Origin of the sequence: Halomonas sp. ML-15 (assembly GCF_014779595.1) — a bacterium.
Lineage (GTDB): Bacteria > Pseudomonadota > Gammaproteobacteria > Pseudomonadales > Halomonadaceae > Franzmannia.
In genome coordinates this window covers 1-12,521 of sequence record NZ_JACXZT010000020.1, presented here as the reverse complement: position 1 = coordinate 12,521, position 12,521 = coordinate 1, and the positions used below count along the sequence as shown (strand labels likewise).

The following is a 12,521-nucleotide window of genomic DNA, read 5'->3' as shown; positions in this document are numbered from 1 at the left end:
ACCTACCACGCCGTCAATACCGCGCCCTACCCGCTGCCCGAGCACAAGACGCGCACCGTGATCCGCACCCAGAGCCACCAGGGCGAGGGCTTCAACGAGCTGCGCTTCGAGGACCAGGCCGACCAGGAGCAGATCTGGCTGCACGCCCAGAAGGACCTGGAGCTGCTCACCAACCACGACCGTATTGAGGCGATCGGCAACGACAGCCATCTCAAGGTCCACCACGACCGCATCAGCGAGATCGACAGCGACGATCACCTCACGGTACACGGCAGCCGCCACACCCAGGTCGACGGCGACGACCACCTGATCGTCGACGCCACCCGCCACGAGAAGACGGGCCGCGCCCAGCTCATCGAGGCAGGTCAAGAAGTGCACCACAAGGCCGGCAGCAAGACCGTCATCGACGCCGGCGCCGAGATCACCCTCAAGGCCGGCGGCAGCGTTATCAAGCTCGACCCCAGCGGCGTCACCATCGTCGGCGCCCAGGTCAAGATCAACTCCGGTGGCAGCCCCGGGGTAGGCAGTGGGCAGGCGGTAGCCGCCGCACGGCTGCCGGGGCGGGCAATGGCTGAAGCGCATCAGCGTATCGAAGGCGCTACGCACGATGCACTGCTTACCACGAGTCTTCAAATACCGGAGATATGCAAGGAGTGTTGGCAGGAGGCTCTGGCCACCGGACAGACGATGGCTCAGGCGGGGAAATAACGTATGGCTGAGGCCGCACATATACCTATCGATTGGCAACGAAACGACTGGCCGGAGAAAGTGGGGCTCAGGCGGACCGCTCTGATCGAGCTGGGCCTTCTCGACCCGGCTGCACGCGCCGCGCTATTCGAGATTCCAGGCGCCACGCCCCGGCCTTTGCTGCAGGATAACGAGCAGCCTCACCTGACGGCGGAAGGCCCCTGGCTGTTCGAGGTAACGCCCGAGACGCTGGGACAGCGGGCGGTGGAGGATGCGCTTTGCGGCCTGCATGCCTGGCTGGAGAGTCGTATGGAGATATCTCGTCTGGCCGAACGGCTGGCTCCCGCCATGGTGGCCTATCCGGCTGGTGAGCCACCGGCACTGTTAAGATTCTATTTGCCCCAGGTCATCCGGCAATTGCATGCCGAGACCCACGCCAATTGGCACCACTCTCTCTTCGGTGGCATTGAACAGTGGTGGTGGCCATCAGATGATTCGAGCTGGCAGATGCTAGGCGCGATGCCCGAGCGAGCGCCTCTGGAATCCCCTTGGAAGCTTACCTTATCCGCCTCGCTTTACCAGGCACTGCAAGGCGATCCGGAAGTGCGCACCGCGACCCGCTTGCTCATCCAGCAGTACCCGGAGCTCTTTGCCGGCGTGTGCGCCTGTGCTCGCTCACGGCGAGTGGAAGCAGCACTCTTGGCTGCGACCGAAGCGGGCCTGGTGCAACGTGGCGAGCGCCTGGCCTACGCCTACCGCCACTTGCTGGCCGGAAAGCAGGAGTAATCAATGCTGGTGAGATGGATCTGGAACTGGCTGTTAAACCAAATCTGGTACGGCCTGCCCAAAGGGGCACGCTGGGGGCTAGGCGCACTGTTTGCCGGTTATTTCGTGTGGCTGTTCTTCTTGCCCGACTTGCACCCCATGCCCACGGATACCTCTATCCGTGGGCATAGCCATATCGATCGTCCCATTCACGACTTCTGGGTTAACGGACGCTGGGGGGGGAACCTTGGCCCCTATGGTGGGGGGGGACGGTATGCTGCCAGTCTATCAGCGGCGATACCGCTGAGGTGGGGTGGACTCTCAGTATTACGGGAGAGCAGGAGCGACAGGGAATGGAAGTCGAGCGACATAGCGTAGCGCTGCCGATGCCGGAGCGCTCACGGGAGGATCGTTATCTGCATGTGCATTTTCTGCCTAATCATGAGATCAAGCTGGGTTGGAGCTCGGATCTGATTTCGCCCTATGACCATTTGCCGAAGCGCCCCGATGTGGCCCGTTATCAGGAGTAATCAATGCTGGTGAGATGGATCTGGAACTGGCTGTTAAACCAAGTCTGGTACGGCCTGCCCAAGGGGGCACGCTGGGGCCTAGGTGCGCTGATTGCCGGTTATTTCGTGTGGCTGTTCTTTATGCCTAATCTGCACCCCATGCCCACGGATACCTCTATCCGCGGACATAGCCATATCGATCGTCCTGTCCATCGTTTCTGGGTCAATGAGCGTGGGGGGGGGAATCTTGGAGCTTATGGGGGGGGGAGCACAGTATGCTGCCAGCGTATCAGCGGCGATACCGCCGAGGTGGAGTGGATTCTTAGCATCACGGGGGAGCAGGAGCGACAGGGTATGGAGGTGGAGCAGCATAGCGTAGCGCTGCCGATGCCGGAGCGCTCACGGGAGGATCGTTATCTGCATGTGCATTTTCTGCCTAATCATGAGATCAAGCTGGGTTGGAGCTCGGATCTGATTTCGCCTTATGCCCATTTGCCGAAGCGCTTGGACCAAGTCGAAGAGGGGGCTGACCCATGATCGAAGAGGAAATCCTGGCCAACTGCGAAGCGCTGAGTGCTGTTGCCGAAGATCTAACCGCCATGGACGCCATGGCCTGTCGCAGTAGACTGGAAATCGGCATTTTCTTCGATGGTCTTGGGCGTAACCTGGATAAAGATTCGGTGGAGGGACGGCTCAGCAATGTCGCGCGCTTGCATGCGGTCTTTCCCGACGAAAACAGCGACCTATTGGGGCAGCGTTTTCGTAAAATATATCTTCCCGGCATGGGCACACCGCTAGAGAGCGAAGCGTCCGAGAGTCTGGCTGCGGTGGGGCGAATGGCACCCGGTGAGGCGCGCAGCACCGTTGAGGATCATCTGAGCGGTAGCGCACGTCAGACCGTGGGGCGTGGGCTGCTGGAAGAGAGTGGGCGTGCCTGGTGGGAGACCTCCCGGCGCACCCTGGTCCAGCAGGTCAGCTCGCCCAAGGGCTGGGCTAAGGCACCGCTCGATGCCCTCACCCGGATTGGCGTCGAGTCCTTGCCGAGGCTGCGTGACAAGCCGCACATGGCGCATCTGCTGACCAGCGGCGCGGCGTCGCGGTTGACCAAGGCGATGAGCGAGTTCGAGAGGGAAATAGCACTAGCGAATTCAGCCGAAATGCCGCTGCGCACCATTCGCGTTTCAGTGTTCGGCTTCGATTTCGGCGCGGCCCTGGCCAAGGCCTTTATCCGCGAGCTGCTCGACAAGAAGTGCGAACGCCAGGGCGATATCTATCGCTACCAGGGCGCTGACGTGGTGGTCGCCTTTGCCGGGCTGTTCGATTGCGTGCATCGCACCCACCCGGATATGGGGCCTCTGGAAGCCCTGACCCCGGCCGTCACGGAAATCGATGACGGTGGCCCGCTGCACCCTGCCTGCCGCCGTGCCGTGCACCTGATCGCCGCCCATGAGCGGCGGATCACCCGCCGCTGCCGGCCCCTTGGCGGGCAGCGGGCCAACTGGCGCGAGGAGCTGCTGCCGGGCATCAGCGAGGATGTCGGCGGAGGTCTCACGTCCGGCGAGCAGAAGGTCAGCGCCGAGCTGTCGCGATATGCGTTGCACCGGATGTACCGTATGGCGCATCGAGCTGGCGTGCCGATTCCAAGCTTGGAATCACTTCGCGAGCGCGACGTCTTGAACGCTCGGCACTTTGAGATAGACGATGTAATAGAGGGCCATACGCTACCTTCGCTGGCAGCGGCCTACGCTGCAGCAACCCGCAAGTACCGGGAGCCAAGCGCCGAGAGCTTCCTCTTTCATGCTGAGCTGTACTTGTCCTGGCTGGCCAAGCGCTACCTGATCTATCGCGACACCAGAGCCGCGCTGGAGGCCCGTCTCGGCGCGTTGCCAAGCCGTACGCCAAGCGGTGTGTTGGGTGTGCCTGCGGCCTCGTTGACCCGGCCAGCCGAGTGGGAGGATATCGTCGCTACCGCCGAGGAGATTGAACAGGCACTGTCGGAACTGGAGGTGCAGTGGGGCTGGCTGAAGGAAGTCGACCACGAAGCGCGGACCATCAATCGCCAGCACTATGCAGCGAACAATGAAATCAGCAGCTATGCAAGACGACAGCTGGCGACAGAAGGAGAGCTCGCCAAGTTGTGGATTGCCCGGGTCGGCACCGAGTCGGCGCGAAATGCGCTCGAGGAGACCTTCACGCGAATTCGCGATGTGGCGTTTCTGTTCCGCTATGGCATTCATGATCGCCATGCCGACGATCAGGAGATGCAGTTCCAGGCCGGTGGGGCGAATGCCAGCGTGGGTAGCCGGCATTACCACTTCTTCGCCTGGCGCGGTGTGGACATGCCCGGCGAGGAGTCTCCGGAGCGCACCAATCAGCACACTAGGGAGAGAATGGAGCGCTGGACCATGCGTTAAGAGGAGCTGCCCAGACATCCATTATTGGCATGGCGGGCCTGCTTGCTATCGTAGGCTTTGTACGAAAACTGCCTTCGCTCGCCGACTTTTCGTACAAAGCCTAGTCCTTTCAATCAGTCCCGAGCACCGTTCGTCCCAATCAACTGCCCTGTGCCTTGGATACCGGCAGGCAGACCACCGAGTGGCCGGGTCGCGGAGTTAGCGGCGCGCTGAAGTGGTCGTTGAGCTCCGGCAGCAGCTCCTGCACGAAGCGCAGGAACAGCTCGGTGATGGGGGAGGGCGAGCGGTCCTTGGGGTAGACGGTGCACCAGGAGCGGCGCAGCGGAAAGCCGGGCAGCGGCGGCGAGGCGAGCAGGCCACCGGCCAGCTCCAGCTGTACTGCAAGCCGCGGCAGTACGGCCACGCCGAGGTGCGCCATCACGCCCTGCTTGATCGCCTCGTTGGTGCCCATCTCGATGGTGTGGGCCAGTGTCACGCGCTCGCGGGAGGCGAACTCCTCGAAGGCAGTGCGGGTGCCGGAACCCGGCTCGCGCATCAGCACATAGTGATGGGAAAAGTCGTCCAGGGTCGGGCTCGGGCTATGCATCAGCGGATGCTCGGGCCACACCACCGGGATCATCTCGTTGTCGAGAATCGGCATAAAGGTGAGGTTGGGGTCGTCGGGCACCATGCCCATGATCACCAGGTCGTCACGGCGCTCTGCGAGGCGCTCCAAGGCCTGGCTGCGGTTGCACACCCGCAGCCGGATCTGCACTTCCGGGTAGAGCGCGCGAAAGCGCGCCAGGATATAGGGCACCACGTACTGGGCGGTGGAGACCGCCGCCAGGTTGAGTTCGCCACGAATGCTCCCGGCCATCTCCGAGAGCGCCATCTGCAGGCTGGAGACCTGACCGAAGATCGACTGCACCGAGGCCGCAAGGGCATCGGCGGCGGGCAGCACATGCAGCGTTTTGCCGGCATAATTGAACAGCGGCTGTTCCAGGGCCTGCTCGAGCTGGCGGATCTGTGCGCTTACCGCCGGCTGGGTCAGGCCGAGCTGCTCGGCCGCCCGCGAATAGGACTGCTGGCGATGTACCGCTTGAAAGACTTGCAGCTGGCGGAAGGTCAGGCGGTTGAGCAGACTGGGTCGCGTCATTGAGGCGTCCAAGCGGTGTCGGTTATGACAGAATGGGCTGTCCGAATGTTATCAACTTTGTCTGGGTAGGTCGCCATGTTCCACAAGCTGCTGATCGCCAACCGCGGCGAGATCGCGGTGCGCATCGAGCGCGCCTGCGCCGAGATGGGCATCCGTTCGGTGGCGGTGTACACCGAGCCGGACCGCTTCGCACTGCACGTCAAGCGAGCCGACGAAGCCTACTTCATCGGCGATGACCCCCTGGACGGCTATCTGGATGCCCAGCGACTGGTCGATCTGGCCCGCGAGACCGGCTGCGATGCCATCCATCCCGGCTACGGCTTTCTTGCCGAGCAGGCGGATTTTGCCAGGCGCTGCGCCCACGCGGGGATCGCGTTCATTGGCCCGGATGCCGAGGTCATCGCGCGCATGGCCGACAAGAGCGGCGCCCGGGAGATCCTGCGCGAGGCGGGAATCCCCGTCACGCCGGGGTCGCGAGCCCCCCTGGCCAGCCTCGAGGAGGCGCTGGCGCTGGCCGAGACCCTGGGCTACCCGGTGATGCTCAAGGCCAATCACGGCGGCGGTGGGCGTGGCCTGCGGCGCTGCGACAGCGCCGCCCAGCTGGAGCAGGCCTGGGGGCAGGTGGGTGAGGAGGCCAATGCGCGCTTCGCCAGCGCGGCGCTGTTCCTCGAAAAGTGCCTGGTCGGCAGCCAGCATATCGAAGTGCAGGTGCTGGCCGACCGCCACGGCAGTGTGATTCATCTATTCGAGCGCGACTGCTCGATCCAGCGCCGCAATCAGAAGCTGATGGAGATCGCCCCCAGCCCGCGTCTGACGCCGGAGCAGCGTGCCTATGTCGGTCATCTTGCGGTGCGTACGGCACGCCTGGTGGGCTACGAGAACGCCGGCACCGTGGAGTTCCTGGTCAAGGGTAACGAGATCTACTTCATGGAGATGAATACCCGTATCCAGGTGGAGCACACCGTCAGCGAAGCGGTCACCGGCGTCGATATCGTGCGCGAGCAGATCCGCATCGCCGATGGCCTCAAGCTGGCGTTTCGCCAGGAGGATATCCGTCACCACGGCTATGCCATCGAGTTTCGCATCAACGCCGAGGATCCCAAGAACGACTTCCTGCCCTCGTTCGGGCGTATCACCCGCTACTATGCCCCGGGTGGCCCGGGGGTGCGCACCGATACCGCCATCTATACCGGTTACCGATTGCCGCCACACTTCGACACGCTCTGCCTCAAGCTGATCGTGTGGGGGATGACCTGGGAGGAGGTGATGGACCGTGGCATACGGGCGCTCAACGATATGCGCCTGCAGGGCATCAAGACCACCGCGCCACTCTACGAAGAGATTCTCAAGCACCCCGATTTCCGCCGCGGGGCCTTCGATACCGGCTTCGTGGTGCGCCACCCCGAGCTGCTCGACTACTCGGTGAAACGCAACCCCGACGAGGTGGCGCTGGTCGTGGCCGCCGCCATCGCCGCCCATGCCGGCCTATGACCCAGCGCATCGACACGGAGAGTGATATGTCTGCCACTGACGATACCCGCGTGCGCCTCAGCGATGTGGTGCTGCGCGACGGCCACCAGTCGCTTATCGCCACGCGGCTGCGCACCGACGACATGCTGCCGGTGTGCCCGGCGCTGGATGCCATCGGCTTCGAAACCCTCGAAGTGTGGGGCGGGGCGACCTTCGATGCCTGCGTGCGCTTTCTCAAGGAGGACCCCTGGGAGCGCCTGCATCGGCTCAAGGCCGCGCTGCCCAATACGCCGCTACAGATGCTGTTGCGGGGGCAGAACCTGGTCGGCTATCGCCACTATGCCGATGACGTGGTCGAGGCCTTCGTCGAGCGTGCCGCGGCAGGCGGTATCGATGTCTTCAGAATGTTCGACCCGCTCAACGACCTGCGCAATCTGGAAACCGCCATGGCAGCGGTCAAGGTCGCCGGCAAGCACGCCCAGGGGGCGATCTGCTATACGGTGAGCCCGGTGCATGACCTGGGGATGTACATCAAGGATGCCCGACGGCTGGTGGCGATGGGCGCCGACTCCATCGCCATCAAGGACATGGCCGGGCTGCTGACGCCTTACGCCACCGCCGAGCTGGTCGCCGCACTGCTGGACGCAGTAGACGTGCCGGTGCATCTGCATGCCCACGCTACCTCGGGGCTGGCCGCCCAGTGCCACCTCAAGGCGGTGGAAGCCGGCTGCCGGCACCTGGATACCTGCTGCGCGGCCTTTGCCGGTGGTGCCAGTCATCCGGCCAGCGAGGCTATCGTGGCCACCTTCCAGGACACCGACTACGACACCGGCCTCGACCTCGAGGCGATCAAGTCGGTCAGCGACCGGCTGCGCGAGGTGCGGCGTCAGTACGCCGGCTTCGAGAGCGAGGTGACCCGTGAAGACATCGGCGTGCTGGTCAGCCAGGTGCCCGGTGGGATGATGTCCAACCTCGCCCACCAGCTGCGCGAGCAGAACGCGCTGTCGCGGATCAGCGAGGTGTTCGCCGAGATTCCGCGGGTGCGCGCCGACCTTGGCTACCCGCCGCTGGTCACCCCCACCTCGCAGTTCATCGGCTCCCAGGCGGTGATCAACGTACTCACCGGAGAGCGCTACAAGACCATCAGCAACGAGATCAAACGCTATCTGCTGGGCGGCTACGGGCGCCCGCCGGCGCCCGCCGATGCCGATCTGAGGCGCCGGGCGGTGGGCCAGGAGCCCGCCGAACAGGGCCGTCCGGCGGACCTGCTGCCGCCGGAAATGGCGCGTTTTCGCGAGGCGATCGGCTCCCTCGCCGAGTGCCAGGAGGATGTGCTGACCTATGCGCTGTTCCCCGATATCGGCCGCGATTTTCTGCAGGGCCGCCGTGACGGCAGCTTGATTCCCGAGCCGCTGCCGGCGCTCGACGACGGCCAGCGACCGGTCAGCGAAGGCACGCCCACCGAGTTCGTGATCGATGTTCACGGCGAATCCTACGATGTGCAGATCACCGGCGTGGGCCGCGACCGCGGCGGCCGCCGCCAGGTCTACCTGACCCTCGATGGCATGCCCGAAGCGGTGGTGTTCGAAGCCCGCGATCGCTATCAGCCGCCTCCCGAGAGCGGGCGCGCCCGTGCCAGCAGTGCCGGTCACGTGACCACTGCGATGCCGGGCAACATCGTCGAGGTGCTTGTCAGCGTGGGCCAGCAGGTCGAGGAGGGGCAGGCGGTGCTGATCACCGAGGCGATGAAGATGGAGACCGAACTGCATGCGCGCTGTGCGGGCAGGGTCGTGGCCCTCCACGTGGCGCGGGGGGAGCGGGTGATGCCTGGCGAGGTACTGGTCGAGATCGAGTAGCACTGCCGGGGTGGCAGGGGACAAGATCAGCAGCTAGGCTATATTGCAGTGCAGCATGATGGCATACTGGTGGAACGTTACCCGCTTAGGCCTGCCATCAGGCTCCCACTTTTCGCCGCTATGGAGTGATCTTATGCTACCGGCCGCTAGTTCCATGATGAATGCGTCGCTTGCGCTGTTCGATCCCCTCGGCATCGGCCGCGCCAGTGTCGACTACTGGCGCGACAGCCTCGAGCGCAACGTGCTCTATCTCGATGTCATGCGCCAGCGTGGCAACCAGTATCTCGAGCACATGGAGCAGACCAAGCCCAATGTGCTCGGGTTCGAATCCGAGGTTCTGCTTGACGGCCGCGATCTGCCGCGGCCGGTCAACTATGAGCTGCTGCGAATCCTGCCGCCGGCAGGCATCGAGGTCGATTTGCAGGCCAGGCCGTTCGTGGTGGTCGACCCCCGTGCCGGTCACGGGCCGGGCATCGGCGGCTTCAAGCCCGATAGCGAGATCGGCGTGGCGCTGCGCGCGGGGCATCCCTGCTACTTTATCGGCTTTCTGCCGTTTCCCGAGCCCGGCCAGAGCGTCGAAGATGTGGTCGACGCCGAGATCGCCTTCCTGCGTGAAGTGATCGCCCGCCATCCGGATATCTCGGAAAAGCCCATGGTGGTGGGCAACTGCCAGGCCGGCTGGCAGATCATGATGGCGGCGGCGCTGGAGCCGGATCTGTTCGGCCCGATCCTGATCGCCGGAGCGCCGCTCTCCTACTGGGCCGGCGAACGCGGCAAGGCGCCGATGCGCTATACCGGCGGCATGACCGGCGGCAGCTGGATGACGGCGCTGGCCGGTGATCTGGGTGCCGGGCTGTTCGACGGCGCGATGCTGGTGCAGAACTTCGAGAAGCTCAACCCGGCCAATACCCTGTGGGACAAGCAGTACCGGCTCTATGCCAACGTCGACAGCGAGGCCGAACGCTATCTGCAGTTCGAACGCTGGTGGGGCGGTCACGTGGTGCTGGGGGCCGACGAGATTCAGTACATCGTCGATAATCTCTTTATTGGCAATCGCTTGAGTACCGCCGGACTCTCGACCCGCGACGGACGGCGCATCGACCTGCGCAATATCCGTTCGCCGATCGTGGTGTTCTGCTCCAAGGGCGACGATATCACCCCGCCGCCGCAGGCACTGGGCTGGATACGCGACCTCTACGCCGATGTCGAGGATATCTACGCCCACGAGCAGACCATCGTCTACTGCGTCCATGACACCACCGGCCACCTGGGGATCTTCGTTTCGGGCAGCGTGTCGCGCAAGGAACACGCCGAGTTCACCGCCAACATGGACTATATCGACGTGCTGCCGCCGGGGCTCTACGAGACCCAGGTCACCGAGCGCACGCCGTCGGGTGAAGATGAGGCGCATATCGACGGCGACTATCTGCTCGAGTTCACCCCCCGGGACGTCAAGGAACTCGATGAGATCGTGCAGCCCAGCGAGGAGGACGACCGCCGCTTTGCCACCGTGGAGCGGGTCTCGCAGATCAACCTGGGGCTGTATCAGATGATGCTGCAGCCGTGGATCAAGGCGATAATGACGCCCGAGGCGGCACGCTGGATCCGTCGCATGCATCCGATTCGGCTGGCCTACAAGCTCTACTCCGATCGCAATCCGCTGATGGCGCCGATTCCGGTGCTCGCCGACCGGGTGCGTACCAAGCGCCAGGCCGCTGCCCCGGACAACCCTTGGCGCATGGCCGAAAGCGTGGCCAGCGACCATATCAGCGGCAGCCTCGACGCCTACCGCGAGCTGCGCGACGGCCTGACCGAGAAGCTGTTCCTGAGCTGGTACGGTCAGCCGTGGCTGCAGACCGTTGCCGGCCTCGGCGTCGAAGGTGAGCCGTTGCGCCGCCGTCCCGGCATCGAGCCGGAACATCGCCGCTTCGTCGATAATCGCCAGGCCGAGCTGTGCCAGCGTATCGACCAGGGGGGCGGCCACGAGGCGGTGATGCGTGCGCTGATCTACGTGCTGGGTGGGGCGCCCTCCACCGATGAGCGTAATTTCCAGCGCCTCAAGGCGTCGCGGGCCGAGCTCGAGCCGGAACTCAAGCTGGCTGACTTCAAGGCGCTGGTGCGCGATCAGTTCTTTATTCTCAAGCTTGATCGGCCGCGGGCCCTGGCGGCGATTCCGACGCTGCTGGCGAGCTGCAGCAACGCCGAGATCGACGAGCACCTGGAGCATCTGGAGCATGTGCTGGCGGCCAGCGGCCCCAACACCGGCGACGTCAGTGAGCGCTTCGAGGAAGTGCGCGCATACTTCGACGAGGCGCGCCCGGCACCGCCGGTAGCCAAACCGACGCCTCAGCCGGCGGCGCCGACCGAGAAGGCACCCGCTAGCGCGAAGCCAGCCGCCAGCCCCAAGGCAGCCGCCAGCCCCAAGGCAGCAGCCAGCACCAAGGCGGCGGCTAGCGAGAAGGCACCTGCCAAGACGAAGGCGTCTGCCAGCGAGAAGAGTGCGCCTGCCAAGCCGCGGCGTCGCAAGAGCCCATCAACGCCCAAGCCTTCCGACAAAGAGTAAGTCTGACTCATCGTTAGAAACGTTAACGCCGCCCCCTTGGGGGCGGCGTTACTGCTTGGCTAGCGATAAATCAGTCGGCGCGAGCGCTAACCCAGGCCCCGGCATCACTCGGAGCTAATCCGTCGGCAGGCCTATGAAGAGGAGCCTGTCAGTCGGCGCGGGCGCTGACCCAGGCCCCGGCATCGGGGATGGCGATCTCCACCGCCTCGGCAACATAGGGCGAGGAGATCAGGAAGTCGGCGCTGGCGGCGTTGCACGCCACCGGGATGTTCCAGAGGGCGGCCAGGCGCAGCAGCGCCTTGACGTCGGGGTCGTGGGGCTGCGGGGCGAACGGATCCCAGAAGAAGATCAGCAGGTCGAGCTGTTGCTCGGTGATGCGCGCGCCGATCTGCTGGTCGCCGCCCAGTGGGCCGCTCATCAGGCCCTCTACCTCCAGGCCGCGCTCCTTGGCGATCCGCCTTGCAGTCGTGCCGGTCCCCACCAGCTGATGCTGAGCCAGGGTCGCCTGCCAACGCTCGACCCAGGCCAGCATCTCGTCCTTCTTGCCGTCATGGGCGATCAGCGCAATGCGCTTGCGCGGGGGCAGGGTGCGGATGACCTGCCGGGCAGGACGCGGGTCGCTGCCGTTGGGAAGGGGGCTCATGACTCACTGCACCTCGAGAATCTTCAGGGTATTGGTGCCGCCGTGGGCGTTCATATGGTCGCCGCGGGTCAGGATCATCAGCTGGCCGGCTTCGGCGATACCGTGGTCCTTGAGGATATCCATGGCCCGGCGGTTGAGCTGGGTGGGGTCCATGTTGGCTGTGTCGAAGGGCAGTGACACCACCCCGCGATACAGCGCCATGCGCCGCTGGGCGGTGGGGCTGTGGGCCAGCCCGACGATCGGCAGCCCGGAACGGATGCGCGAGGCGATCAGCGGCGTATAGCCGGTGGCGGTCATGCAGGCGATGGCGGCCACCCCCTCGAGGTGGTTGGCGGCATACATCGCCGACAGCGCGATGGTCTCGTCGACCTGGGTGAAGCCCTCGTGGATGCGGTGGCCGGACTCCTGGGCGCTCTTCTCGCGCTCGGCGCCCAGGCATAGCCGGTGCATCGCCTCGACGGTCTCCACCGGGTAGCTGC

11 protein-coding genes are annotated in these 12,521 nt (G+C 64.6%); 8 read left to right on the top strand and 3 right to left on the bottom strand.

The window, feature by feature from the left end:
• The 5 genes from IEI94_RS22365 to IEI94_RS22345 form a co-directional block, all read left to right on the top strand.
• The coding region (locus tag IEI94_RS22365; RefSeq protein ID WP_191169742.1) for a bacteriophage T4 gp5 trimerisation domain-containing protein at positions 1–708 on the top strand (708 nt) is incomplete at its 5' end.
• 3 nt (positions 709–711) lie between these two features.
• On the top strand, positions 712–1,473 hold the full coding sequence (locus IEI94_RS22360; RefSeq protein WP_191169721.1) for a DUF4123 domain-containing protein: 762 nt from the start codon (positions 712–714) through the stop codon (positions 1,471–1,473).
• A gap of 332 nt (positions 1,474–1,805) precedes the next feature.
• Positions 1,806–1,982, top strand: a complete 177-nt coding sequence (locus IEI94_RS22765; RefSeq protein ID WP_224750346.1) for a DUF3304 domain-containing protein — start codon at positions 1,806–1,808, stop codon at positions 1,980–1,982.
• A gap of 3 nt (positions 1,983–1,985) precedes the next feature.
• A complete protein-coding gene (locus IEI94_RS22350; protein WP_191169720.1) occupies positions 1,986–2,498 on the top strand; it encodes a DUF3304 domain-containing protein in 513 nt (170 codons plus the stop codon).
• Complete coding sequence (locus tag IEI94_RS22345) at positions 2,495–4,375, top strand: phospholipase effector Tle1 domain-containing protein (RefSeq protein ID WP_191169719.1); 1,881 nt, start codon at positions 2,495–2,497, stop codon at positions 4,373–4,375. Before IEI94_RS22350 ends, IEI94_RS22345 begins: the two co-directional genes overlap by 4 nt.
• A gap of 139 nt (positions 4,376–4,514) precedes the next feature.
• Here IEI94_RS22345 and IEI94_RS22340 read toward each other — a convergent pair whose 3' ends face one another.
• Entirely contained in the window at positions 4,515–5,510 is a 996-nt protein-coding gene (locus tag IEI94_RS22340) for a LysR family transcriptional regulator (RefSeq protein WP_191169718.1), read from the bottom strand.
• A gap of 75 nt (positions 5,511–5,585) precedes the next feature.
• Between IEI94_RS22340 and IEI94_RS22335 the strand changes: the two genes are divergently transcribed.
• From IEI94_RS22335 to IEI94_RS22325, 3 genes are all read left to right on the top strand, one after another.
• Positions 5,586–7,001 (top strand): acetyl-CoA carboxylase biotin carboxylase subunit, encoded by a 1,416-nt coding sequence (locus tag IEI94_RS22335; RefSeq protein WP_191169717.1) that lies wholly within the window; start codon positions 5,586–5,588, stop codon positions 6,999–7,001.
• Positions 7,002–7,027: 26 nt separating this feature from the next.
• Positions 7,028–8,836 (top strand): sodium-extruding oxaloacetate decarboxylase subunit alpha, encoded by a 1,809-nt coding sequence (gene oadA, locus IEI94_RS22330; RefSeq protein ID WP_191169716.1) that lies wholly within the window; start codon positions 7,028–7,030, stop codon positions 8,834–8,836.
• Between the two features lie 133 nt (positions 8,837–8,969).
• Positions 8,970–11,399 carry a DUF3141 domain-containing protein gene (locus tag IEI94_RS22325; RefSeq protein ID WP_191169715.1) on the top strand — a complete coding sequence of 810 codons (2,430 nt, stop codon included), beginning with the start codon at positions 8,970–8,972 and terminating at the stop codon, positions 11,397–11,399.
• A 148-nt stretch (positions 11,400–11,547) separates the two neighbouring features.
• Here the strand turns inward: IEI94_RS22325 and IEI94_RS22320 are convergent, their stop codons facing one another.
• Positions 11,548–12,042, bottom strand: coding sequence for a methylglyoxal synthase (locus IEI94_RS22320; protein WP_191169714.1), 495 nt, complete (start codon positions 12,040–12,042; stop codon positions 11,548–11,550).
• Positions 12,043–12,045: 3 nt separating this feature from the next.
• Positions 12,046–12,521: pyruvate kinase alpha/beta domain-containing protein (locus IEI94_RS22315; RefSeq protein ID WP_318153445.1), on the bottom strand; the 476-nt coding region annotated here is incomplete at its 5' end.